21 protein-coding genes and 1 riboswitch are annotated in these 26,402 nt (G+C 49.1%); of the genes, 8 read left to right on the top strand and 13 right to left on the bottom strand.

Going from position 1 to position 26,402, the window contains the following annotated elements:
- Positions 1–51: 51 nt before the first annotated feature.
- Positions 52–3,999, bottom strand: coding sequence for a phosphoribosylformylglycinamidine synthase (gene purL / locus LU351_RS10180; RefSeq protein WP_232593968.1), 3,948 nt, complete (start codon positions 3,997–3,999; stop codon positions 52–54).
- Positions 4,000–5,182: 1,183 nt separating this feature from the next.
- On the opposite strand from purL, the gene mltF reads away from it, so the two are divergent.
- Complete coding sequence (gene mltF, locus LU351_RS10175; protein WP_232593967.1) at positions 5,183–6,652, top strand: membrane-bound lytic murein transglycosylase MltF; 1,470 nt, start codon at positions 5,183–5,185, stop codon at positions 6,650–6,652.
- Here the strand turns inward: mltF and tadA are convergent.
- The 9 genes from tadA to LU351_RS10130 all read right to left on the bottom strand — a co-directional run bounded on the left by tadA (position 6,638) and on the right by LU351_RS10130 (position 15,590).
- Positions 6,638–7,123: a tRNA adenosine(34) deaminase TadA gene (gene tadA / locus LU351_RS10170; protein ID WP_232593966.1), complete on the bottom strand. Its 486-nt coding sequence runs from the start codon at positions 7,121–7,123 to the stop codon at positions 6,638–6,640. The genes mltF and tadA overlap by 15 nt on opposite strands.
- Positions 7,120–8,004: a putative RNA methyltransferase gene (locus LU351_RS10165; protein ID WP_232593965.1), complete on the bottom strand. Its 885-nt coding sequence runs from the start codon at positions 8,002–8,004 to the stop codon at positions 7,120–7,122. The genes tadA and LU351_RS10165 overlap by 4 nt, the downstream gene beginning before the upstream one ends.
- An 11-nt stretch (positions 8,005–8,015) precedes the next feature.
- Positions 8,016–8,297, bottom strand: coding sequence for a DUF1653 domain-containing protein (locus tag LU351_RS10160; protein ID WP_232593964.1), 282 nt, complete (start codon positions 8,295–8,297; stop codon positions 8,016–8,018).
- Between the two features lie 166 nt (positions 8,298–8,463).
- Positions 8,464–9,108 (bottom strand): histidine phosphatase family protein, encoded by a 645-nt coding sequence (locus LU351_RS10155; RefSeq protein ID WP_232593963.1) that lies wholly within the window; start codon positions 9,106–9,108, stop codon positions 8,464–8,466.
- A 6-nt stretch (positions 9,109–9,114) separates the two neighbouring features.
- Positions 9,115–10,020, bottom strand: a complete 906-nt coding sequence (locus LU351_RS10150; RefSeq protein ID WP_232593962.1) for a heme ABC transporter ATP-binding protein — start codon at positions 10,018–10,020, stop codon at positions 9,115–9,117.
- Positions 10,021–11,082, bottom strand: a complete 1,062-nt coding sequence (locus LU351_RS10145; RefSeq protein ID WP_232593961.1) for a FecCD family ABC transporter permease — start codon at positions 11,080–11,082, stop codon at positions 10,021–10,023. It abuts the gene before it with no gap.
- A gap of 134 nt (positions 11,083–11,216) precedes the next feature.
- Complete coding sequence (locus LU351_RS10140; RefSeq protein WP_232593960.1) at positions 11,217–12,719, bottom strand: cobyric acid synthase; 1,503 nt, start codon at positions 12,717–12,719, stop codon at positions 11,217–11,219.
- Positions 12,720–12,875: 156 nt separating this feature from the next.
- The gene (gene cobO / locus LU351_RS10135; protein ID WP_284285463.1) at positions 12,876–13,523 is read right to left on the bottom strand and encodes a cob(I)yrinic acid a,c-diamide adenosyltransferase; all 648 of its coding nucleotides are present in this window, start codon (positions 13,521–13,523) and stop codon (positions 12,876–12,878) included.
- A gap of 144 nt (positions 13,524–13,667) precedes the next feature.
- On the bottom strand, positions 13,668–15,590 hold the full coding sequence (locus tag LU351_RS10130) for a TonB-dependent receptor plug domain-containing protein (protein ID WP_232593959.1): 1,923 nt from the start codon (positions 15,588–15,590) through the stop codon (positions 13,668–13,670).
- Positions 15,591–15,721: 131 nt separating this feature from the next.
- Positions 15,722–15,910, bottom strand: a riboswitch (cobalamin riboswitch).
- A gap of 424 nt (positions 15,911–16,334) precedes the next feature.
- Between LU351_RS10130 and LU351_RS10125 the strand changes: the two genes are divergently transcribed.
- Both LU351_RS10125 and fghA read left to right on the top strand, forming a co-directional pair.
- A complete protein-coding gene (locus tag LU351_RS10125) occupies positions 16,335–17,444 on the top strand; it encodes an S-(hydroxymethyl)glutathione dehydrogenase/class III alcohol dehydrogenase (RefSeq protein ID WP_232593958.1) in 1,110 nt (369 codons plus the stop codon).
- 80 nt (positions 17,445–17,524) lie between these two features.
- On the top strand, positions 17,525–18,376 hold the full coding sequence (gene fghA / locus LU351_RS10120) for an S-formylglutathione hydrolase (protein ID WP_232593957.1): 852 nt from the start codon (positions 17,525–17,527) through the stop codon (positions 18,374–18,376).
- A gap of 167 nt (positions 18,377–18,543) precedes the next feature.
- On the opposite strand, the gene LU351_RS10115 is transcribed toward fghA, so the two are convergent.
- Genes LU351_RS10115 through hutI form a run of 3 tightly spaced genes read right to left on the bottom strand, consistent with a single transcriptional unit; the run spans position 18,544 to position 21,094 of the window.
- The gene (locus LU351_RS10115) at positions 18,544–18,849 is read right to left on the bottom strand and encodes a cyclic-phosphate processing receiver domain-containing protein (protein WP_232593956.1); all 306 of its coding nucleotides are present in this window, start codon (positions 18,847–18,849) and stop codon (positions 18,544–18,546) included.
- A 39-nt stretch (positions 18,850–18,888) separates the two neighbouring features.
- Positions 18,889–19,893, bottom strand: a complete 1,005-nt coding sequence (gene hutG, locus LU351_RS10110; protein ID WP_232593955.1) for a formimidoylglutamase — start codon at positions 19,891–19,893, stop codon at positions 18,889–18,891.
- Complete coding sequence (gene hutI, locus LU351_RS10105) at positions 19,880–21,094, bottom strand: imidazolonepropionase (protein ID WP_232593954.1); 1,215 nt, start codon at positions 21,092–21,094, stop codon at positions 19,880–19,882. Before hutI ends, hutG begins: the two co-directional genes overlap by 14 nt.
- A 179-nt stretch (positions 21,095–21,273) precedes the next feature.
- Between hutI and hutC the strand changes: the two genes are divergently transcribed.
- The 5 genes from hutC to LU351_RS10080 all read left to right on the top strand — a co-directional run.
- Complete coding sequence (hutC, locus tag LU351_RS10100) at positions 21,274–21,972, top strand: histidine utilization repressor (protein WP_232593953.1); 699 nt, start codon at positions 21,274–21,276, stop codon at positions 21,970–21,972.
- A 15-nt stretch (positions 21,973–21,987) separates the two neighbouring features.
- Positions 21,988–23,673 (top strand): urocanate hydratase, encoded by a 1,686-nt coding sequence (hutU, locus tag LU351_RS10095; RefSeq protein WP_232593952.1) that lies wholly within the window; start codon positions 21,988–21,990, stop codon positions 23,671–23,673.
- A 4-nt stretch (positions 23,674–23,677) separates the two neighbouring features.
- On the top strand, positions 23,678–25,201 hold the full coding sequence (gene hutH, locus LU351_RS10090; protein ID WP_232593951.1) for a histidine ammonia-lyase: 1,524 nt from the start codon (positions 23,678–23,680) through the stop codon (positions 25,199–25,201).
- Positions 25,202–25,490: 289 nt separating this feature from the next.
- On the top strand, positions 25,491–25,712 hold the full coding sequence (locus LU351_RS10085) for a hypothetical protein (RefSeq protein WP_232593950.1): 222 nt from the start codon (positions 25,491–25,493) through the stop codon (positions 25,710–25,712).
- 110 nt (positions 25,713–25,822) lie between these two features.
- On the top strand, positions 25,823–26,402 hold a 580-nt coding region (locus LU351_RS10080), incomplete at its 3' end, for a transposase (protein WP_232592392.1).

Here is a 26,402-nt window from a genome sequence, read left to right as displayed (position 1 = left end):
TCATCTCGATGCGCCAGAAAACAGACGCATCACATAGTGGCTTTTTTGCGCTTATCCCACAAATACGCGTGCGTTACGGAACATACGCAACCAAGGGCCATCCTCGCCCCATTCATCTGGGTGCCACGAGTTCGTTACCGTACGGAAAACGCGCTCTGGATGGGGCATCATAATCGTTGCACGACCATCGGCACTGGTCAGCGCTGTAATGCCTTCTGGCGAGCCATTGGGGTTGGCTGGGTACTGCTCTGTCACCTGGATACCGTTGTCCACATACTGCAATGCAACTGTGTTGGAAGCCAAACACGCGTCTAAATGAGACTGATCACGGAACTCTGCCCGCCCTTCCCCATGAGCCACCGCCACAGGGAGGTGGGAGCCTGACATGCCTTGCAAGAGAATGGAAGGCGACTCTTGAATTTGAACAAGGCTAAAACGTGCTTCAAATTGCTCTGAACGATTTCTCACAAAGCGCGGCCAATGCTCTGCACCGGGAATCAAGTCTTTCAGATTGGACATCATCTGACACCCGTTACAAACCCCAAGGCTGAACGTATCGGTACGGCGGAAAAAGTGTTCAAACGCTTGGCGAGCTTCTGGATTGAAAAGAATGGTCTTCGCCCAGCCTTCACCGGCTCCCAGTACATCTCCGTAAGAGAATCCACCACACGCCGCCAAACCTTTAAAGTCAGCAAAATTCATTCGGCCAGCCAAAATATCGCTCATGTGTACATCGATGGCCGCAAATCCCGCTCGATCAAATGCCGCTGCCATTTCCACATGGCCATTCACCCCTTGCTCTCGCAGCACAGCGACTTTGGGGCGTTCGCCAGTGTTGATCATAAGAGTGTTGATTATGGGAGCGACGATATTCTCGGCAGGGTCGAAGGTTAACTCCGCACTTAAGCCGGTATTTTTACCGAGGATTCGCTGAAATTCTTGTTCGGCGCACTCAGGATTATCCCGCATTGCTTGAATGCGGTAACTGGTTTCACTCCAGATTTGCTGTAAATAGGCGCGTGACTGCTCAAATAACACACCTCGCGTGCCCACGATATGGACTTGATCCGTCTTGTTTAAACGGCCAATGGTATAGATCGGTACCCCTCGAGTTTCAAACTCACCTCGCACTGCCACTACACGTTCGCTTTTTACCTGTAATACCGCACCCAGCTCTTCGTTAAATAACGCCCCCATAAGAGCGCCTGGCAGCGGACTCAAATCAATATCAATGCCCACATGCCCGGCAAACGCCATTTCCACCAATGTCGTGAAAAGCCCACCATCGGAGCGATCGTGATAAGCCAGCAGGTCGCCACTGTCCAAACTCGCTTGCATGGCCTCAAAGAACGCACGAAGCTGATCAGCATCGTTCACATCAGGCGCATCATCGCCCAATTGATTGTAGACCTGAGCCAAAATCGACGCCCCCATGCGATTACGCGCACCGCCTAAATCCACGTAGAGAATCTCGGTCTCACCTTTATCGGTTCGTAATTGAGGCGTGAGGGTTTTACGTACATCCAACACAGGCGCAAAAGCACTGATCACTAGCGACAGTGGTGCCGTCACCGCTTTGTTTTCTACTCCGCCGGGAGTCTCTTCTTGCCAAGCCGTGCGCATGGACATGGAATCTTTGCCGACAGGAATCGTCAGCCCCAGTTTCGGGCACAACTCCATTCCCACCGCTTCAACCGTTCGGAACAGCTTTTCATCCTCACCAGTATGCCCCGCCGCGCACATCCAATTGGCAGACAATTTAATGTCCCGCAAAGCGCCAATTCGAGTACCCGCAATATTGGTAATGGCCTCACCAATGGCCATACGGCCGGATGCAGGAGCATTGATCAATGCCGCCGGGGTACGCTCCCCCATGGACATGGCTTCACCGCAATAGGCATCATAAGCAGCCGTGGTCACGGCACAATCGGCCACAGGAATCTGCCATGGCCCCACCATTTGATCTCGCACCACTTGACCTGTCACACTGCGATCACCAATCGTGATTAAGAAACTTTTATTGGCCACCGCCGGGTGTTTTAACACACGCTCTGCGGCTTCGTTAATATCAACGGCTTCTGCATCAAAAGCCGAGGTAACGCCGGTGTGTTTATGAGCGCTGCGGTGCATTTTCGGCGGCTTACCGAATAACACCGACATCGGTAAATCTACTGGCTTCGCATCAAAGTGGCGATCATTGACGACCAAAATTTGCTCATCCGTTGACTCCCCCACCACCGCATACGGCGCTCTCTCCCGCTGGCAAATGGTCTCAAAGGTGACGAGGTCGGCCGGTTTCACCGCTAAGACATAACGCTCTTGAGATTCATTACACCAGATCTCCAAAGGGCTCATGCCAGGCTCATCATTGGGCACATTTCGCAACTCAAAGATGGCCCCACAACCGCCGTCTTTTGCCAATTCAGGGAAGGCATTCGACAACCCACCAGCACCTACGTCATGAATAAACGCAATAGGATTACTCGCCCCTAACTGCCAACAGGCATCGATCACTTCTTGGCAGCGACGCTCAATTTCAGGGTTTTGACGTTGCACAGAGGCAAAATCCAGATCTTCAGAAGAGCTGCCTGTGGTCATCGACGAGGCCGCACCACCGCCTAAACCGATGAGCATGGCCGGCCCACCCAGTACGATGAGCTTACAACCGGCGTCAAATTCACGCTGCTCGATATGTTCTTCTCGGATATTACCGTAGCCACCAGCCAGCATGATGGGTTTATGATACCCTCGACGCTCGCCGTCAAAATCCATTTCGAAGGTACGGAAATACCCGCATAAATTAGGACGCCCAAATTCATTATTGAACGCTGCACCTCCAATCGGGCCTTCTAACATAATGTCCAGTGCCGAAACGATTCGGCCAGGCTTACCGTAATGCACTTCCCAGGGCTGTTCAAAACCGGGGATTTGAAGGTTAGAGACGGTAAAGCCCGTCAAACCCACTTTCGGCTTAGAGCCTCGCCCGACGGCACCTTCATCACGAATCTCACCGCCAGACCCGGTGCCAGCACCAGGAAACGGTGCAATTGCAGTAGGATGATTGTGCGTTTCGACTTTCATCAATATATGGATCGGCTCCTGACTGAAGCCATACGCTTTGGTTTCTGGGTCAGGATAAAAACGCCCTGCTGTCGATCCGGTAATCACCGAAGCGTTATCCGCATAGGCTGATAGCACATTATCACCGGCCTGCTCATAAGTATTTTTGATCATTTTGAACAGGCTGCGTTCCTGCTTAAGGTCATCCACCGTCCAACTGGCATTAAAGATTTTGTGGCGACAATGTTCTGAATTCGCTTGCGCGAACATCATCAACTCCACATCCACCGGATTACGATCTAGCTCCGCAAAGCTGTCCAACAAATAATCAATTTCATCGTCTGCTAAGGCCAATCCTAAAGTTTGATTCGCCTGCTCTAAAGCACCTCGCCCATCGCTCTTGATGTCAATGCTGGACATAGGCATTGGTGTATTTTGGGCAAAGAGTGCTTGTGCGTCTTCCACACGCTCTAGTACCGCTTCCGTCATACGATCGTGCAGTAGCGGCGCCAAAGCCTCAGCGGTCAGATTCTCACCGAATACTTGGTAGCGCACTCCTCGCTCAATACGATGAATCATCGTAAGGCCAGCATTATGAGCAATATCCGTCGCCTTTGACGACCACGGGGAAATCGTCCCAGGGCGAGGCACCACAACACACTCAAGAGTAACAACACTGTCAAGAGTAACAACACTGTCAAGAGTAAAAATATCGGCCTGTTCTTCAGGCTCATGGGTTTGAGACGTTATTGAGGGGCCGTAAGTCAACAAACTTTCTAAGGTCGCTTTCTGAGGCTCCGACAAGGTTTCATCCGTATCAATGAAATGCCAGTAATCGGCGTGAATACCTGTGACGCCAGGTACAGTCTCTTGCAACTGAGAAAGAAGTTTGTGATTACGAAAAGGGGAAAGCGCCGGAGCACCGCGCAGTATCAACATATCCGGTCTGAAACCTCTGTTAGGTTGACGCCCTGTATTCTGCAAGGTTTTCACTCAGATTTTCACTACAGGCAATGTATTCTTTCAACGCCACTAGCGCCTGAAGATGCATCTACCTGAGTGCTTAACCCAAAGCGCAAATCAGCAGAAATACGAAGAGCGGCCTGGAAAAACCAGGTTAAGGCAATTTGTTAACCATTTGGACAGAAAATTATTTGAAGGGCAACAAAAGCGCTTGCCCGCGCAGGATAGGATAGAGGGAAAGCGCTTGGGCCACCCCCCTGATGAGCATTTTCTCTGAGCAATTTTTGGCCTAGAGATCAGGACTCATACAACATTTTATTCCAAGTGGGGGTCGAACGCGGCGCAATTGTACTTGATATCCCTCTTAAACGGCACCCATCATCATAAAATATTTAGCCAAACAAGATGACATAGTCGAGAAGGTTGTTAACGGGTGGTTGTTAACAGATGAGTTAACAAGAATTGAGAAAAGACGTTGTTAACGAGATTGAGCCCATGGTTGTGTGATGAATTTACTCTATCAACCTTAATCAAGTCATAAATTATGATATTTACCAACACATTTTAAGGCATTCCAGTACACTCCGCGCCACACCTCAAAGCCTCAACATAAGATGATTTTTGCGACAACAATGTGAACTTCATCAATAGCGTGAATTTATTGGCGAGACACTGGATGCTCGTACTATCATTTATCTTGTTTTCTCTACAGTATTTTTGAGTAATAAACAAGCTAGTCAGTCACGGTAATGATGAGTAGAATCCCCCGCCCGGTCACAGTTAGATCAAAATTGGGATACGCATTCAATAATGAGGTTGGTATAAGGCTGTTAAAACACTCTCATGACATGGCGACATACCCAGTGACCACATCGTGACAAACAGGAAGATAGTTTGAGGAGTGAAGACTCCAAAAGGAATCGCACATACTTGCTGAAAGGTAACAGGCAACACTGAGACAGCAAGTTCATAAGAATTCCCTAGGCACATTCAGCGGCCATTGCACAAACATGAAGAATCATACCCGTAGCCATCTATTGGTTAGCGTCTATTAAGAGGAAATAATAGGGCCAATCGATAAGATCAACGGCATCAATGGATAGGCCAAACTGGATAAACGACTGGTATTCTAGTGACGTAAACGCAACTGAGACGATCAATGGCAATTGAACACATCATCAAATGGATAAAAACCCTCACCAATACCAGCTTGGTTATACTGGCGTGCGGGTATTTGTCTGGAAGTCACTTGCCGACTTTATTAGAAAACGTTTACGAGCAAGGTGATCTGGTTGTCTTGTCCCGCAACGGGCCAACCACCTACTACGAAGGCCCTTATGGCACAACCGGCCTCGAATACGACCTAGCCAGCGCCTTTGCTCAAGAGCTGGGTGTTGAACTGATCATCAAAGAAGAAGAAAACCTGGATGAACTCATTCAAAAAGCCGGCACATCAAGCCATTTCAGCGCAGCAGGCTTAACCGTCACTCCAGAGAGAACCAAAGCCGTTCGCTTTACCGATAGCTACCTTCAAATCAAAGAATTCCTTCTTTATAACCGCGATCAAGAAAAGCCAGAATCCATTGACGATTTAATTGGAAAGAACATTCTGGTGATGGCCAACAGTGCCCATTCAGATTACCTCCACGCATTACAAGCAGAGCACCCCAAGTTGGAGTGGCGTGAACATAGCGAAGTCGAGATGCTGGACTTAATGGAAATGGTTCATAACGGCGAAATTGACTACACCATCATCGACTCTAACGCCTATGAAATGAATGTCTCTCTCTTTCCAAAAGCGAACATCGCCATGGAAGTAGGAAAACAGGAACAATTGGCCTGGGCGTTCCCTAAACAGGTGGACAGCAGCCTATACGACAAAGCCCAAGCATTCCTCACCGACTATATCGACACCGGCAAGATGGAAGCACTCGCCGAATCTTACCGCAACCCCGACAAGCTAGATCAAGGGGGAGCACTGTCTTTTGTCCAACGCATGGATACCCGCCTGCCTAAGTGGCGAGACTTTCTGATGGAAGCCGGTACGGAGAACCATTTAGATTGGCAGCTATTGGCCGCCATTAGCTATCAGGAGTCCCACTGGAATCATCGCGCCAAATCCAGAACTGGCGTACGTGGCTTGATGATGTTAACCCTAACCACCGCCAAGGAGGTGGGGGTAACCAACCGAATCGACCCCGCCCAAAGTATTGCGGGAGGAGCAAAATATTTTAAAGGGATTTTCGACCGCATACCTGAACAAATTCAAGGCGATGACCGCACCCATATGGCCCTTGCCGCTTATAATGTAGGTTTTGGTCACTTAGAAGATGCTCGCGTTCTTACGGAAAAAATGGGCGCTGACCCCAACGCCTGGAGCGATGTTAAAAAACACCTTCCCTTACTGGCAAAGCGTAAATATTACCGAGATACCAAGTACGGCTATGCCCGAGGCTGGGAACCCGTTGAATACGTCGAAAATGTACAAAAGTATTATAGTGTTCTGGCTTGGCATGAAGTCTTGAAAGACCGACGCATCGTAGTAAAAGAAGACGAAGTGGAAACCCGCGTTTTGCCGGTCACCTTCCTCAATGACGATGCCACACCCACCCAACTACCGGTGCTTTAACGCTTTCTTCTCTGCCCTACGGGCTTTGAAAAAATCACTGATGGCTTGAGAGCACTCCTGCGCTAACACCCCCGAAGTCACCTCAACACGATGGTTATAAAGGGGTTGTTCACATAATTGCAACTGACTCACCACCGCCCCCGCCTTAGGCTCAAACGCACCAAACACCAAACGGCGAATACGGGCATGAATAATCGCACCCACGCACATCGTACACGGCTCGATTGTCACGTACATATCGCATTCGGGTAGCCGATAGTTCGATACTTTTTTTGCGGCAGCCCGTAAAGCAATGACTTCCGCATGGGCAGTAGGGTCACAACCACTGATGGGCTGATTCCAACCCTCTCCAATGACCTCCCCTTTTTGTACTATTACTGCCGCCACAGGCACTTCACCGGCGTCACGGGCTCTTTCTGACAGCGCAAGGGCATATCGCATCCAACGCTCATCTTCGGGTAAATCACTCATGATGTAGAGACAGGGATAGAGGGTGCCGAGATAGGCGGTACAGGGGTCATACGATACACAGTGATAAGAAAATCCGCTTGCACAGCATCAATACGCCCACTTTTCAGTTCAGAGAGATTTTCAGGTGAAATTTTCCACGCCAGTGGTGTCATGGACAGCAGGTCTTCCACATCGGAGGGGCTGTTTAACGGAATCGAAAAAGACAGTGGGTGGGTAGACATGGCCTCAAACCCCTCCATCGCTTTAGGGGGCAAATGCTCTTTGGGGTGTTCATACACCAACGATTTTAGCTCCCACAAATGCCTTGGCCCTGGAGAGACGGCGATCATTTGCCCATGAGGCTTCAAGAATCGCCGTAACTCACTATCACTGTGTGGGGCAAACACCTGCACCACCACATCCACCGAGTGTGGAGCCACTGGCAGTGCATACACACTCGCGACAGCACTGTGATTCGGCCCAAAGCGCTTCGCACCTCTGCGCACCGCTTCCTTGGAGATATCCACACCAAAGAACGACAGTGGAAATAACCGGGTGATTTGCTGCGCTTTTTTAGCCAAAGCAGCTGAATAAAACCCCGTACCAGCACCGCAGTCTAAGATCGTATAAGGCTCCTGTGCTGGCAATGAAGGCAAGGCAACGTTAAAAAGCTGCTGACCGATCAACTCTACCAACGGCGTATAAGCACCGCTGGACAAAAAGCGTTCACGCGCGGCCACCATCGCTTTACTGTCACCGGGAGATTTCGAATGCCTATGATGGGCAGGGAGTAAATTCACATACCCCCCTTTCGCTCGGTCAAATTGATGACCATTGCAACAAGCAAGACCAGATTCAACGATGGCCAATGGGGACTGACACAGGGGGCAACTCCAAATCAAACGTCAATTTCCTAGGCAGACCAATGGGTAAACTTCGACGACAATTCGGCAACGTCTTCATGACTGAGCGCCTTCACAAATTCAAATCGCTCGACCGGCTCGCCATTCACTTCTACTGTTTCAGAAAATAGGCTCAATGGCCGAACGGATAAGACATAGTCCCCGTACAAGCACCGATAAACCACCATCAGCTCATCGGTTTCGCTGTGTTTTGCCAAATCCAGCACCAAGTAATCCTTTCCTTTGAAATGACGATACTGACCGTTTCGAACGATATGTTGCGTGTTTCGCACCCGAATATGACTCCCGCCTTTTGTAAAGGCCGTTTTATTGTTGCTGTCGGTATTCACCCACAGAGATGAAGCGCGGCATTGTACTCAGTCTGCCGAAAAAGAAAATACAGGTGCCGCTTTCAACACACCGCATTCAAAAATTGTGTACGAAAACGTCGTTTTTGCTTTACACACCAAAAACATGATTTAAGCGGCTGAGCACAGGACGATGCCCGGTATCGTCAGAAATAATACGCAGTCGAATCATTCCCGCATATGGCACTTCTAAGCGTGTCATGCTGGCAGAGGGCATCGCTAGAAAGTGCAACAGCAAACCACGAATTGACGCACCGTGTTGTATCAACAACAGATGTTGACCTTGATGAGATTCAAAGAGCTTTTCCCAAGCATTGACTAAACGCTCTCGAAACGCAACGAAGTTCTCGCCGCCAGGAGGCGCATTGTTTTCAGGGTCGCGATAAAACGCTCTAACGGCCTCTGGGGTTTCGGTGTAAACCTCTTTGACAATACGCCCCTCCCATTCGCCAAAACTGTACTCACGAAAATCCGGTTCAATACACAGCGGTATCGCCAACCGCTCTGAAGTTTGCTCGGCAAACACCCGGCATCGTGTTAACGGCGACGAGACGATTTTGTCCCAAGGTCCACGCTCCGATTCAAGATGTTGTTCAACCGAATCACGCATTTGTGCCCAACCGGTTTCCGATAATGCTACGTCCGTCGAACCACGATAAATCTCCCCCCCCTGACAATGACCATGTCGCAGCAAATCCACCGTAGTGATGGTTTGCGGATCCCCCAATGCTTTCATACTGATCTACCTTTTCCTGTTTCTATCCATCATTAAAGGCTCAAACAACAATTGCGGCTGCCCAGCCTTTCCGCTCACACGATGTGCCTTCACACCGAATACGTCCGCAATACAATCGGGGGTAAATATGTCAGTTGGTGTACCCTGTTCAACCACTTGCCCCCGATTCACCAAAATACACCGGCTGGCGTATTGCAAAGCCAGATTTAAATCATGCATCACCACCACAACGCCTACATGACGCGCATGCTGGCTGGCGGCTTGCATTAACGCATGTTGGTGAGACAAGTCCAAAGCAGAAGTGGGCTCATCCAACAAAAGATATTGACTGCCAACAGAGAATGCCGGGTTAACAAGGGCCGGCGGCATCACTTGAACCAGAACTCGTGCGAAATGGGTACGCTGCCGTTCCCCACCGGATAAAGACAAGTAATGACGTTGTTCAAACCCCAGTAAATCCGCTGAAATCAACGCTTGACGCACTACCTCATTCGCGTCTTTCACAGACAAACGCCAAGGAAATAACCCCAATCGCACCACTTCTTCAACGGTATAATCGAAAGGCAATGTGGACGCCTGCGGCAACACCGCGATTCTTTTCGCACGATCCTCTGCTGGCAACTCAGACAGCACCCGATCTCCCAAAGCAGCCACACCCGCCGAAGTCATTCCTCTAACCCCTCTTCGAAGCGAACGGCGAGGCACGGTATATTCCATAAACTCTCCACTCATTGCCTTCAACAAAGTGGACTTACCTGCGCCATTTGGCCCAACAATGGCCACAAATTCATTAGGGTGAACCGTAACGCTGACCTTATCCAGCAATCGTTTTTCAGAGTACCTTGTTTTCACCACCACACTCATCTCCGTCAGTGACAGTGGTTCAAATCTTTCAATATTGACTCTCGTCATTTACTGACCATAACGCTGAGGGTGGCGACTGACCAACCACAAAAATACCGGTGCCCCCAGCACGGCAGTGACCATACCAACAGGGATAACCAAGGGAGAAAGCACGGCCCTGGAAAGAATGTCAGACAACACCAATAACAATGCCCCCATAAGAGCACTGGCAGGCAACAAATAGCGATGATTCGGGCCAATCAACAAACGAACACCGTGAGGTGCTACCAACCCAAGAAAACCAATCATGCCCGTCAACGCCACAGAGACACCCACACCAAACGCTGACAACAGCACCAAGCGACGCTTTAACCTCGCCACATTCACCCCCAAATGACTGGCCTCCACCTCGCCTAACGCCAACGCATCTAACGCCTTGGCCTGCTGAGTGAGCAGGCTGCACACGATGACAGAAACGACGAAAGCCAGTATCGATACACCCCACCCGCTGGTTTCCAAACTGCCCATCTGCCAAAAACTGACCCGTCTCAGTTCGTTATCATCAGCAATCAGTGTTAAAACACCGGATACGGCACCGGCAAGCGACGCCACCGCAATACCGGCAAGCAACATCGCCGTAACCGAGGTTCCTCCGGCGGCTCCCATTAGCCCGTCCGCTCGTCGACAGGTGGCAATGATATAAATCAACCAAGCAACCAAGCCCGCACCAACAAAAGCACACAAAGCCACCAAATGCTGTACTGCCCAATGGGGCAATGAAAAAGACATGGATCGAAACAGCGTCTCCAACACCACAATAGCAAGGCCGGCACCAATAGAGGCACCGGCCGAGACACCAATAAGAGAAGGATCTGCCAGTGGGTTTCGAAACAACCCTTGGAGGCTCGCACCACACACCGCCAAACACGCTCCCACCGACATCGCCAAAACCAAACGCGGCCAGCGCAATTGACTGATGACTTGGGCCGTTGGGTTGGATCCCGCGCCATTATTCAATCGGTCATTACCCACATGAGCACCACCCAAACCGATATCATCGAAGAACAGCAACTTAAATGCTTCACAGACATCACCAAAATGGACTGTCATGACACCGCTGAACGATCCCACGATGCACGCCAAGAGCAGCCCAAGAATCAAAATAGAAATGAGAGAATAAGGAGAAAGCGGCCGATTGGCGGCTTGAAAATGTGAGCGCAAAGCGGTTTACCTTAAACGTCTTATCAGGCTATCCAAAAAAAGGCTTACCGCATTGGTGCCGTGGTGACAAACGGTGGAGGAAACAACAAATCCCACTTCAACCGACTTTCCAATACATCGGCAAGACGGTCAATTTGTTGTTCGCACAGCTCGCGGTAATCCACGTGCTCACCTTCCACTCGTAGGCCAGCCCAACCAAGCAGCATGTTCATGGTCTCAACATTATCGAATAAGCCGTGTACATAAGTCCCAGCAATATGGCCATCGGTACTCACCGCACCGTCATCGTAATCACGACCTTCATCATCTTGCAGTCGCCACATGGGACGAGCAAGTGCCTGCCCATAGGAAACCCCCATGTGAATTTCATAGCCGCTGACAAACACATCTTCCGGGTTCAAAAAGGGGCTACACACTCCACTGACGTTATGCAATGCCTTCTCTCTGTCCAAGTTGGTTTGCATATTGAAATACCCCAACCCTTCATTGACGCCCACATCACCTTCTACACCAAGGCTATCTCGCACTTGCTTTCCTAACATTTGAAAGCCACCACAAATGCCTAACACCTTGCCGCCGTATCGAAGATGCCTCTGAATATCCTGATCCCAACCCTGAGTCCGCAAGAACTCCAAATCACTGCGCACAGATTTGGAACCGGGCAAAATAATCAAATCGGCTCCGAATAAGGAGTCTCCTGGCCCGACATAACGAAAGTCCACCTGAGAATGCAAACGCAACGGATCAAAATCGGTGTGATTACTGATACGAGGAAACGCCGGAACCGCTACTTTAATGATATTGGTCTCTGCAAGCTGGGGCTGATTTAAGCTCAACGCGTCCTCCGCCTCCAAATGAAAGCCAGATAGATAAGGAATGACACCTAAAACCGGTTTACCGGTGCGCGCCTCCAACCATTCAATACCCGGTGTTAATAAACTTTCATCGCCACGAAATTTATTAATCACAAACCCCACCACTCTTTGCTGCTCAGATTCAGAGAGCAATTCCAACGTTCCAACAAGATGGGCAAACACACCGCCTTTATCGATATCAGCCACAATAATAACGGGGCAATCCACCGCTTCCGCAAAACCCATATTGGCGATGTCATTGTCTCGAAGATTGATTTCAGCAGGGCTACCAGCCCCTTCTACGATAATCACATCGTACTGGTGGCTAAGGCGCTCGTGGGATTCCAACACCCAAGGTAACGCTTGGGCTTTATAATCATGGAAGTCACGCGCATTCATGTTTTTTAACACTTTGCCATGAACAATCACCTGAGCTTGCGTATTAGAGCTGGGCTTGAGCAAAATCGGGTTCATATCCGAGTGAGGAGACAAAAAGCACGCCTGAGCCTGAACCGCCTGAGCCCGACCAATCTCTCCTCCATCGGTAGTTACCGCACTGTTCAAAGCCATATTTTGCGGCTTAAAAGGCACCACCGCATGACGCCGTCGAGCCAACACACGACAGATTCCCGTTGTCAGCAGACTTTTGCCTGCATCCGATGTCGTGCCCTGCACCATCAATGTATATGCCATGGCTAGCTTTCCCCTTCAAACCCTCAACCAGCATCAAACTGGCCTGCAAACGTTCAGTCTTATTGATACATTAATAACAGATACATTAATAACAGATGCATTAGTAACAGATACATTAGCAACAAATAGTCTTAAGTAATAAATAGACTGAATTGATCAATAATCCACACCCGGACGGGCTTTAATGCCAGCACGGAACGCGTGTTTCACGTCTTTGACTTCAGACACCGTATCGGCCAACGCCTGTAATGCACTACCGCCACCACGCCCGGTGACAATCAAACTTTGTTCAAAAGGACGATTTTGAAGGGTAGACAGAATCATTGCCTCATCAAGATATTGGTAGGCAATCATGTAGGTAAGCTCATCAAGCAACACTAAATCATAACTTGGGTCAGTTAACAGCTTAGTAGCATGTTCCCACGTTCGTTCGGCAGCGGCGATATCACCGCTGCGATCTTGTGTATTCCAGGTAAACCCGGTGCCCATTTGATGAAAATAGACTTCGGGAAAACGCTCACTGATAAACAGTTCTTCCCCCGATTTTTGAACACCTTTAATAAACTGCACAATGCCCACACGCTGGCCATAACCCAGCGCCCGCAGCACCATACCAAACCCCGAGCTGGTTTTGCCTTTCCCGTCCCCGGTTAACAAAACCATAATACCCTTCTCTTCCTGAGCCCGATCGATGTTGGCATCCACCTTGGCTTTTTGCTTTTCCATGGCCTTTTTGTGTTTGGTATTTTTAGCCGATTCTTTATCCACCTCAGACACGCCTTGAGGCGATTCATGATCAGTCACGCAGATCCCCTTTGTTTTCTGGGTATGTATTGAGATTATATATAGGATAAAGCGCCGATTCTTTTCTTCATTCTGAAAAAAGCTCACCGGCGCTCAAAGCACTGACATTATGGACAGCCAATACAGGCAATCAATAATAGAGGATTAATCAAAGGAATAACGAACGCCCGCGTAGGCACCTCGCCCAGCAGTATTAAAGCCCGCCGCTTCAACAAACTCTCTGTCGGTTAGGTTCTCGACTCGACCATAGACTTCTAGATTACGAACGACTTCGACGCTAGCAGTCAAATCCAGTACCGCATAATCATCAAGAGTATCTTCAATAAGGCCTTCGCGGTTTGCCACCCAACGGGCACTCGGGCTGACAGTAAAACGATCACCGAACCCGCGCCAAGTTAGCCCCGCGTTGACCATCCATTCTGGGCGACGAACACGCTGTAAACCTAATGACGTTTCTGTGTCGTTGTAAGTCGCATTACCCCAAACATTAAACGAGCCCGAAAGCGCAAAACTCGTGGATACTTCAACCCCTCTAGACTCAGACTCACCATCGCCATTGACATAGCCCGCAAAGGAGGTAGAACCAAAAGCAGGGTTGAAGGCAAAAATACCGTTAATTTCATTCTCGATAGTCTGGTCAAAGTAGGTGGCCTGAATGATCAGGCTATTCTCACCAAACCAGTCGATACCCACATCATAGCCTTCACTGGTTTCTTCTTCTAAAATAACACCCGCTGTCTCCCCAAACGCAAAAACACCGAGATTATAGGCCTGCTCAGACAAAGACGGTGCGCGAAAGCCAGTACCGTAGGAGCTGCGAAACTTGAGTGTACCGGCTCCAAATTCCTGAACGAACGCACCGGTTAATCGATAAGAATCGAAATCTCCAAAACGGTGGGTGCTGTCGTTACGGGCACCGGCACTGAAAAACCATTGATCATTGATATTCGTTTCCAGTAAGGCATACGCCCCCCACTGCTCACGCTCTAAATCTGAACGAGACGCGTCTTCCGCTTCAAAGTCCACACCATAAATCGCTTTAACGCTGTCAGAGAAAGACAACGAACCGTTGTACTCCACTCGATCTAGCTTACTTTCCAAAGTAAAGCTGCGTTGACCATTCGTGGCATAATCACTTTCAAAAGTAGACTGAGTAATGGAAAGCGATTGGGTAAAGGTATCCGACTCATAATCCGCGCCCACATTCGCAACGGTATAATTGTTTTCGGTGCGGCAAGTCATGCTTGGAGAAAAATCCGCAGCAAAGCAGCTATCGTATTCGTTATCCGCTTCTACTGAACGATAAACAGAGCGAAGGGTTAAACCATCAGCCACTTCATATTTTGCTTTAAGGTGTACGGTGGTATTGTCGTAACCGTCTTTTTCCCCTTCAGTATCGATTGTACGTGCATTAAAACCATCGGTTTTGATGCGGGCACCACTGATAACAACACCGCCTCTTTCATCACCAAATGAGACGCCACTAGACACTTGGTGGGTTCCGAAAGACCCGGCTTCAACACCCACATTGCCAACAAAACCCGCTGAAGGCTCAAGTGTTGTCACAGAAACCACACCACCAGCATCGGCGCCGTACACCATTCCTTGTGGTCCACGTAAAATTTCTACACGCTCCACATTCACACTGAGTAAATCATCAAATAAAGGCGAAACTTGAGGTGCAGACACATTGGCAATTTTCACCCCATCCACGCGCATTTGAGTACGGAAACCTTCCTCACCACGGACGCGAACCGAAGTTTGTTTACCAATCCCCCCTAAATTACTCACACCAATTCCAGCTTGTGTACGAAGTACCTCCGCTAAGTTTTGCTGCCCACGGTGCTGGATGTCATCGAACGACACCACAGAGACATCGCTGCCGACTTGAAATAAGGGGGTTTTCACTCGGTTTGAAATGACGATAACTTCTTCCAACTTCTCTCGCTTGTCGTTAGAAGCGCTGTTTGAAGCTGAGTTAAGGTCACTGGCGGTGGTGGTTGTGGTGACGGTTGCGGCACTGGCCAATACACACAAAGAAGCAAGTGCGGTTTTGTTGAAGGTCATGATTATCCTCAATCTCGGTTGGCACGATTGAGGGAGGGGCAGGGAAAAAGGCACGACAGGATAGGAAGCCTCTCTCAATAAGCACTTCCCACCCACTAACGAGCCATTCACCGATGAAGCCCTCCGCTACATCGAAAAAGTGCGATAAGGCCGGTATCGGGCTAAGAGAATGTAATATTCTCATCACCGTTGCGGGGGCAGCGCTGGATTTGAGCAAGTTAACTGAGGTATGCATACCTCGCTTACTACGCACCAAGCTTCCCGTTTACCCTGCGCCATTACTCTTGAGTAATCGCAGGCACCTTATTCACAGTGTTTTTAAGTTCACAATGTTTTTAAGTTCTGTTAAAGCATTGATATCTTAGAAGGCGCGAACCTTACGCAAGAATGCACAGTCGGTCAAACTTCATAACAAAAATAATGATAATTGCGCCAAATTCCCTTTTAAAGAAAAAATATCACCCTACTTTACGGACTCGAAGGTTAACATAACCTTGAGCTAACTCATCGTGGATTCGATTAAGCTACTCTTTCGCTAAACCAATCGCTCACTAAACCAATCGCTCACTAAACCAATCGTTCAAAACCAATAAACTATTGACTGAGCTTTTACGTATAAACCCTCTTAAATAAATAAGAGTCTATTTAATCATCACCAAAACTGTCATCACCAAGACTGTGCCAATGCCATTATCGAACCGGCACCGGCAACACCTCTGCAAACTGAGTCACTAAGGAAGTAAAATGAAAACACGCGCTGCTGTCGCCTTCGCCGCCGGAAAACCCTTAGAAGTCCTAGAAGTTGATTTGGAAGGGCCCAAAGCGGGCGAGGTCTTAATCGAGCTTAAGGCAACAGGCGTCTGCCACACCGATGCCTTTACCCTTTCTGGTGAAGATCCAGAGGGTGCCTTCCCCACCATTTTAGGCCACGAAGGCGCCGGTGTGGTGGTTGAAGTGGGCTCAGGTGTCACCAGTGTAAAACCCGGTGATAGCGTGATTCCCCTTTACACACCAGAATGCCGAGAGTGCGACTTCTGCTTGCACCCCAAAACCAATTTGTGCCAAAAAATTCGAAGCACTCAAGGGCAAGGGCTCATGCCCGATGGCACCAGCCGGTTCTCATTGGACGGCAAGCCGCTTCTGCATTACATGGGCTGCTCCACCTTCTCAAACTATACCGTTCTGCCCGAGATTGCCGTAGCCAAAATACGAGAAGACGCCCCTTTCGACAAAGCCTGTTACATCGGGTGCGGGGTCACCACCGGCGTAGGTGCGGTTATTTTTGATGCCAAAGTCGAAGTGGGCTCCACCGTTGCCGTATTTGGTTTGGGCGGCATTGGCTTGAATGTGATTCAAGGGGCAAAGCTTGCTGGCGCCAGTCGCATCATCGGTATTGATACCAACCCAGATAAAGCCGAAATGGCCACCCGATTTGGTATGACAGACTTCATCAACCCCAAAGATGTAGACATGAAGACCACCGAGGCCGTGATTGACCTCACCAATGGCGGTGTCGATTACAGCTTCGAATGCATCGGTAACGTCAATACCATGCGCCAAGCCTTAGAATGTGCCCACAAAGGCTGGGGAGAATCCTGGGTTATCGGTGTCGCCGGTGCAGGACAAGAAATTTCTACTCGCCCTTTCCAACTGGTTACCGGACGATCCTGGCGCGGCACCGCTTTTGGTGGTGCGCGTGGCCGGACCGATGTCCCGACGGTGGTCGACTGGTATATGGATGGCAAGATTCAAATCGACCCATTGATTACCCACACGCTTCCCCTGGAAGACATCAACACAGCATTTGATTTGATGCACGAAGGGAAAAGTATTCGTTCCGTTATTTTATTCTAATGAATACCCACCCATTTGATGTGAAGTACAGGTAATGTGAAATACAAGTAATGTGAAATACAAGACGCAAGGCCAAGCCCATGACTTTTGAACTCGTCAGTGAAAATAAATCTTTCGGTGGCCGCCAACAGCGGTTCAAACATTTTGCAAAAACACTCAATTGCGAAATGCACTTTTCGATTTATTTGCCTCCAGCGGCAGAAACTAAGCCCGTACCGGTGTTGTATTGGCTCTCAGGTTTAACCTGCACAGACGAAAACTTTGTCACCAAAGCGGGGGCTCAAGCCTATGCGGCCAAATACAACATCGCCATTGTCGCCCCCGATACCAGTCCAAGGGGCAGCGATGTGCCCGATGACCCAGAAGGCGCCTATGACTTGGGCCTCGGTGCCGGGTTTTACGTGGATGCCACTGAACCACCTTGGGACAAACACTATCGGATGTACGATTACATCGTTGACGAACTGCCAGAATGGCTGGATCAACACATTCCACACATTCTCACAGACCGAGCCAGCATTTTCGGCCATTCCATGGGCGGCCATGGCGCTCTTACCATCGCCCTTAAGCACCCACAAGATTACCGATCCGTCTCCGCCTTCGCCCCTATTGTGTCTCCCATTCGGTGCCCATGGGGGCAAAAAGCGCTCAAACACTACATTGGAAATGACCAGCAAGCGTGGCGCGAATACGATACCTGCGCACTCATTGAGGCGGGTGCCGTGCAAGTGCCCATGCTAATTGATCAAGGCACAAGCGATAGCTTCCTCGATACCGAACTAAAGACAGCATTATTAGAAGAAGCCTGTAAAAAGGCCGACTATGAAAGCCGTATTCGTTATCAGGAAGGGTACGACCACAGTTACTTTTTCATCTCGTCGTTTATTGAAGAGCACATTGGTTTTCATCATAAATATTTATTGGAGGAATAAAATAACTTCTCGCTCACTCGTCACTATTGGAAATTTCTTTATCAATCTGCGCTTGAAAAACAGCGTTAGAATTTATTTGTCACTTATATTGGTTGATGCAAAAACACATAATTTTTAAGGGAGGCGGATTCAACACCCAAATACATCCGTTTTCCGAAAAAATCGCATTAAATAGAATGATTATTTTTCGCCAAACGATAAATAGAAGTAATCCCCGCTTCCATTTTTTGACGTGCAGCACTGTTGGCAGAATGAACTTTAATGATGGGAGGCGTAAACGATTGAGCCACCACGGCTTCTTCTATCCAAAGAACGACGTCGTACCCGGTACCCCGATCATCATCACCTAAATCATGATCGAGACTAATTATTTCAACATTCCCGGTTTTAAGTAAGTCAATGGCTTCATCAGGCCAATAGACATGCATCCACCCTTCCGGTGTTGGACGAAGGTCGTCTAGATAAACTTTCATGTTCTTGTTTCTAGCTCAGCGTAAATTGTGCAATGGGCATTAGTTTAAGCCTCCAAACCTAGCCGTCACCAACTCATGAATCAAACGCGCAGCAAATTTTGCTGTGCGTTGGTCAATGTCGTACGTGGGATTCATTTCCGCTATATCCGCCAAACGCCACTGGAATTGACACGCCTCTTGCTGCTGTGCCAACCAATGGATAAATTCAATGGCGAACAGCGGATCAATTCCCATGGCACTGGGGGCACTGACACCGGGTGTGACAGAAGCCGGAAAGACATCTAAGCAAATAGTTAAATACAACTCATCAATCTTGTTTAAAAAACCTGTTAGTGAATCTTTTACGTTAGGTAGTGTGCATTGGGTATCCATTACGTAGGTCACCCCCAATCCTTTTGCCCGATGAAATAAAGCTTGGGTATTAGCAACTTGGGAGACCCCCAAGCAAGCGTAATGAAAAGGATTACCATGGGCTTTACAGTGCTCTGCCACCTGCCAAAAAGGCGTGCCCGAACTGGTTAGGGGTGCGGGTAAACGCAAATCAAAATGCGCATCCAAATTAATAATGCCGATGTGTTTTTTTTCCGATTGACCTTTATTTTGTGCCGCAAGAAAATTCGTCAACCCCAAATAACTGCCCCAGCCGATTTCATGACCACCCCCCAAACCGATCACAAAGGATGAATTCGTTAATTGCATTGAAAGTGCTTGAGCGTACTGCTGCTGAGCACGCTCTAGATTATTTTCCTGCGGGCTACTCTCCTGTGCACTACTCTCCTGCGCCACAACCGTTCCAGCATCACGCACTTGAATGGAGTGATGCCAGGCTAAATTCGCTAATGCATGGCGAATGGCTTCTGGCCCCGCCTTCGCACCGACGCGGCCTTTATTATTTTTCACGCCGATATCACAGGCAAACCCTAATAACGTGAGTTCCGCCTCTTGTAAACGTTGATTCACTTTATGATGCCAACGGACGCCCTGCGCACCGTCTTCATTATCGGTACGCCCTTGCCACTTTTCTGCGGCTTTAAAACTGGACACGATTGCCTCCTACCCAAATTCTTTCGGGTCGATGCATGTTTATGCCGTAGGCTAACTCACAAGGGTGCTGAAAAATCCAGAGCGAAAAATCGGCATCCATTCCCGCTTTAATTTGACCTTTGTGGGTTAACCCCAGTGCTTTTGCCGCATGAACGGTTGTGCCTTTTAAGGCTTCTTCGGGTGTCAGTGAAAAAAGCACACAGGCCATGTTCATGGAGGTTAATAGTGACGCCACCGGCGAACTGCCTGGGTTACAGTCTGTGGCAACCGCCATCGGAACACGATGTTGTCGCAGAGCATGAATCGGCGGTTTTTGCGTTTCATTCAAACTGTAAAAAGCACCCGGCAATAATACGGCAACGGTATCCGCCGTTTTTAATTTGGGCACATCGTCTTCTGCTAAATATTCGATATGCTCAACAGAATTGGCCTTAAATTCTGCGGCTAAACAAGCGCCTTTTAAATCGGACAGTTGTTCTACGTGAGCTTTAATGGGTAAATTTAACCCCTGAGCAGCTTGAAATACTTTTCGGCATTGCTCTGGGCTAAACCCGATGTGTTCACAAAAAACATCCACCGCATCAATAAGCCCTTCTTTATGCAAGGCAGGCATCATTTCTTTACAGACCAAATCAATATAGCACTCTGCACTAGAGGCTTCTTTAGGCACAGCGTGGGCGCCTAAAAAAGTCGTCGAAATGGTGATGGGCAGCTGCTCACCAATGGCTCTTGCCACACGGAGCATTTTCTTTTCTGTTTCTACATTCAGGCCATAACCGGATTTGATTTCTACGGTGGTCACCCCTTCTTCGAGCAATCGCAACACGCGACATTTGGCGCTATCGAACAAATCTTGTTCACAAGTGGCTCGGGTCGCGTTCACGGTACTTTGAATACCGCCCCCTTGTTTGGCGATGTCGGCGTAACTCACGCCTTGCAAACGTTGCTCAAATTCCTGTGCTCGATTGCCGCCATAAACAAGGTGGGTATGGCAATCAATTAGCCCAGGAATGCACCACTTTCCCTGCCCATCCACCTTGTTCTCACTGGAGTAATTGCATTCATCCATTGGCCCCGCGTAGGCAATTTTTCCGTCACAGACGGCAATCGCGGCATTCTCAATAATCCCGTAAGGCACGCCGTTGTCTTGCATCGAGGCCAATTGCACGGAGTGTATGAATAAGTCGCAAGGTTGCGGCATGGTGTGTTTTCCTGAATGTTTTTTCAAACGTCGATCAACCGTGACGGTCAATAACGACAATCAATAACAACGATCAATAACGAACGCCAATATCGACTCATAGTACTTGTACATACTTGTCTATACAAGTTAATAAAAATCACTTATTCTGCGTCCATTCCTGATGTTTGGAGCACGCCATGCAACCCCGTTTCGTCCAGATTAAGTCCGCCATTCTTGATGATATTGAGTCTGGAAAGATGAAGCCCGGCGATAAAGTCGCCTCGGAAAACCAGCTGGCTGAAACCCATTCCGTCAGCCGTATGACGGCTCGGCGTGCGCTTACCGAGCTGGTGGATGAAGGGATACTGCTGCGCTCACAGGGGTTGGGAACCTTTGTTTCCGACCACCGCCCCATGAGTTCTATGCTAACCATTCGCAGCATTCAAGAAGAAATTCTCCAGCGTGGGCACACTTACAGCAATCGCATACTGCAGCAGGCCGAAATCATCGCTGACGATACACAGGCGGCCTGGCTGGCTCTGCCACCAGGTGCTTCGCTTTATCAAACACAAATCATTCACCTAGAAAACCAATTACCTGTGCAACTGGAAAATCGATTGGTTAATCCGGCACTCGCGCCAGACTATTTGCAACAGAATTTTCAACACACCACCGCCAACGCGTATTTAAGCCGCATTGCTCCCTTAACCGAAGCCGACCATGTGGTGGAGGCCATCGCCGCAGAACCTGAGGTAGCAGCGCATTTATCCATGGCAGTGAATGCGCCCTGTTTAAAAGTCAGCCGTCGTACTTATTCCGCGAAAGGAATCGTGAGTTACGCGCAATTACTGCACCCCGGTGATCGTTACCGCCTGGGTGGGCACTTAGATTTCTAAAATGAGACAAATTCCATGACTCGTCACGACCCTAAACGCACGATTCGTGCCCCGCGAGGAACTACCCTCAATGCCAAAAGCTGGCAAACCGAAGCCCCCCTGCGCATGTTGATGAACAACCTCGACCCAGAGGTGGCCGAGCACCCCCAAGACCTAGTGGTGTATGGTGGAATTGGCCGTGCGGCACGGGATTGGGAGTGCTACGACACCATTGTTAAGGTACTAGAACGACTTGAAAACAATGAAACATTACTGGTGCAAAGCGGCAAACCTGTGGGGGTTTTTCCGACTCATGAGAATGCACCACGGGTATTAATTGCCAATTCCAACCTTGTCCCCCATTGGGCGAACTGGGAACACTTTAACGAGCTAGATAAACAAGGGTTGATGATGTACGGCCAAATGACGGCCGGCTCGTGGATTTACATCGGCTCTCAAGGTATTGTTCAAGGCACTTACGAGACCTTTGTTAGCGTGGCCAAAACTCATTTTAATGGCGAAGCCAAAGGCCGTTGGATTCTTACCGGTGGGCTCGGCGGTATGGGTGGCGCACAACCGCTGGCAGCGACCATGGCCGGTTTTAGTATGCTGGCGGTCGAGGTGGATGAAAGCCGCATCGACTTTCGCTTGCAAACCGGATACCTCGATAAGAAAGCCACCACGCTCGATGAGGCATTGACTTATTTGGCCGAAGCCAAACACGCTGGGCAACCAATTTCGGTAGGCTTGCTGGGCAATGCCGCCGATGTTTTCCCGGAATTCCTCAAGCCAGAACGACAACAACAAGGGCACATCCCCGATGTGGTCACCGACCAAACCAGTGCCCACGACCCACTCAATGGCTACCTACCACAAGGGTGGACGCTGGAACAGGCCCAAGCCGAGCGCCAAACCAACGAAGCCCGTGTGGTGAAAGCCGCGAAACAATCCATGGCCATCCAAGTGCAAGCCATGCTCGGCTTACAAGCCCAAGGCGCGGCCACCCTCGATTATGGCAACAATATTCGCCAAATGGCGATGGAAGAAGGGGTGAATAACGCCTTCGACTTCCCGGGTTTTGTGCCCACCTACATTCGCCCCTTATTTTGCCAAGGCATCGGCCCCTTCCGTTGGGCGGCGTTGTCTGGTGACCCAGAAGACATCTACAAAACCGACGCCAAAGTCAAAGCGCTGATTCCCGATAACCCACACCTCCATCATTGGCTCGATATGGCCCGAGAGCGCATTCAATTCCAAGGGCTTCCGGCACGCATTTGCTGGGTGGGTCTTGGCGAGCGCCAGAAGCTCGGGCTCGCCTTTAACGAAATGGTGCGAACCGGCGAGCTTTCCGCCCCGGTGGTGATTGGCCGCGATCACTTAGATTCCGGCTCCGTCGCCTCGCCGAATCGAGAAACCGAAAGCATGATGGATGGCTCCGATGCCGTTTCCGACTGGCCACTCTTAAACGCTTTACTCAATACCGCCGGTGGCGCCACTTGGGTGAGCTTGCACCACGGCGGTGGGGTGGGCATGGGCTTTAGTCAGCATTCGGGTGTGGTCATTGTGTGTGATGGCACCGATGAAGCCGCAGAGCGCATCGCCCGAGTCTTACACAACGACCCTGCCACCGGTGTGATGCGCCACGCCGACGCCGGTTACGACCTCGCCAAAGACTGCGCGCATCGCCATGATCTTGACCTGCCGATGCTGAAGAAGGATTAATTGAATGTCTATTTTCACCCTCACCCCAGGTCAGTTGACCTTAGAACAACTTCGGCAAGCCAATCGAACAGCAGAACCTCTTCAGCTCGATCCGGCCTGCCTCGATACCATTCATGCCGCCGAGCAGACCGTATTGAATGTGATTAAAGAAGGTCGCACGGTGTATGGCATTAACACCGGCTTTGGGCTGCTCGCCAATACCCGCATTAACGAAGATGAATTGGAAGTATTGCAGCGCAGTATCGTGCTGTCTCACGCCGCTGGCGTGGGCAATTTTATGGCCGAAAATACCGTGCGCTTGTTGATGCTACTCAAAATCAACTCTCTCGCACGAGGGTTTTCAGGAATTCGGCTGTCCGTTATCGAAGCCCTCATCGCGTTGTACAACGCCGAAGTGTACCCAGCCATCCCCGAGAAAGGTTCCGTCGGCGCCTCCGGTGATCTCGCCCCATTGGCTCACATGAGCGCCGTGTTGTTAGGCGAAGGTGAAGTGTTCCATCAGGGCAAGCGCCTTCCCGCTACCGAAGGGCTCACCCTCGCCGGGCTCACACCAATCGCACTCGCCCCCAAAGAAGGCCTCGCTCTGCTTAATGGCACACAAGCCTCCACCGCGTTTGCTCTGCAAGGGTTATTTCATGCCGAAAACGCCTTGCACTGTGGCATTGCCATCGGTGCACTGGCCGTGGAAGCAGCTCTCGGTTCTCGCGTTCCCTTTGATCATCGAATTCATGACGTCCGTGGCCACCAAGCGCAGATGGATGTGGCCTCCGCATTTCGTGAATTACTGGGCGAATCGCAAATTGGCGACTCCCACCGCAGTTGTGAAAAAGTGCAAGACCCTTACTCCCTGCGCTGCCAACCTCAAGTGATGGGGGCTTGCTTGCAACACATTCGTTTCGCCGCAAGCACCTTAGTCACCGAAGCCAATGGCGTTTCGGATAATCCACTGGTATTTGCCCACGAAGGCGATATTCTCTCTGGCGGAAATTTTCACGCCGAAACCGTCGCCATGGCGTCCGACATGCTCGCTATTGCGCTGTCTGAAATTGGGTCGTTGTCCGAGCGTCGTATGGCTTTATTAATCGACTCTAATTTGAGCGGGTTGCCGCCCTTTTTGGTGAACAACGGCGGCGTAAATTCGGGCTTTATGATTGCCCAAGTCACCTGTGCGGCCTTGGCGTCTGAAAATAAGACCCTCGCCCACCCCGCCTCCATCGATTCACTGCCCACCTCAGCCAACCAAGAAGACCACGTCTCCATGGCCACCTTTGCCGGGCGCCGGCTACGGGATATTTTTGATAATGTGGCCGGTATTTTGGCGGTGGAATGGCTAGCCACATGCCAAGGGTTGGATTTTCGTGCGCCGTTAATTTCCAGCGAACCATTAGAAAAAGTCCGAGCACTCTTGCGAAGCGAAGTCCCGTTTTACGATAAAGATCGGTATTTTGCACCGGATATTGAAGCGGCGAAGGGGCTTATTGGTGACTTAAAATTATGCAATTTACTTAGTAAATACTTATTTTTATAATTTTTGAGTATCTTAGCATCTTATAAAGTTACCCATCGAGTAAGTGGACATCCCTTGCTCGAGTCATCACAAATAAAAGCGTTTTATTAAAAGTAGGATCAAATCTTTACACTTTTTTGCTTTAGCAACTCATCCATCACCCCAATACATTTAAGCCATTAAAAAGTTTTGAAATTGCCGCCTCATATAAAAATTGGCACGCAAAAAAAATTTTGGCACAAAGAAAATGGAACAAAAAACAACCAGGGATTAATATACTAGGATCAACACAACACTCATGGAGGAGATCATGTCTAAAAAGATATCAGACACACCACTTCTTTTTTACTCAATATTCGAATCAAAAACAAATGCAAACTTAAAACAACTTCTTCACAGTTTTTTGTTTAATTTATCACCAGACGTACCTTATGATTTCTCAAAACAAATAAAAAAATTTAACTATAAACAAACAATGATCAACGGGTTTATAGTAGGGTTTATTGTAAACGCCAAACCAATTACACCTTGATATTCCAAGGCAACAAAGACTCCACCTGCTCAACATCATTGGCGTTTACTCTAAAAATAGCCCAACTTTGATATAATCTCACTGTTCAAAAATTTCAAGAGTTTCCTTCTATGTCTCAGCCCGGCTTTTTTGATTTAGATGACAGGTATCGCAAGTTAGATGAAAAAGATCCATTAGTTCATCTCAACAAACTGATATTTTGGGAAGCCTTTCGTCCGACCTTAAAGGAAATACGAAAGTCAAACCGAAAAAGCAATGCGGGTCGTAAAGCCTATGACGAGCTACTGATGTTCAAAGTACTCGTACTTCAGCACTTATACAATGTATCCGATGATCAGATAGAGTACCAAATACGGGACCGCTATTCGTTTTGCCGGTTTTTAGGTCTGACTCCATCGGACAAGGTGCCTGATGCCAAGACAGTGTGGCTGTTTAGAGAAAACCTAGTCAAAGCTGGTTTAATGAAGCGTTTGTTTTTTACTTTTGATGTTCAATTAGAGGAACACGGTTTTCAAGCAAGAAAAGGTCAAATAGTGGATGCGAGTTTTGTCGATGTTCCCAGGCAGCGCAATAAAAAGGAAGAAAACAAACAGATAAAACGCGGTGAAACGCCTGATCGTTTTGAAAAGAATCCGAACGTTGGCGCTCAAAAAGATACGGATGCCCGCTGGGCGAAGAAGAACCAAGAGA

Origin of the sequence: Marinibactrum halimedae (assembly GCF_021234875.1) — a bacterium.
Classification (GTDB): Bacteria; Pseudomonadota; Gammaproteobacteria; order Pseudomonadales; family Cellvibrionaceae; genus Marinibactrum; species Marinibactrum halimedae.
This window is presented reverse-complemented; position numbering and strand designations above follow the sequence as displayed.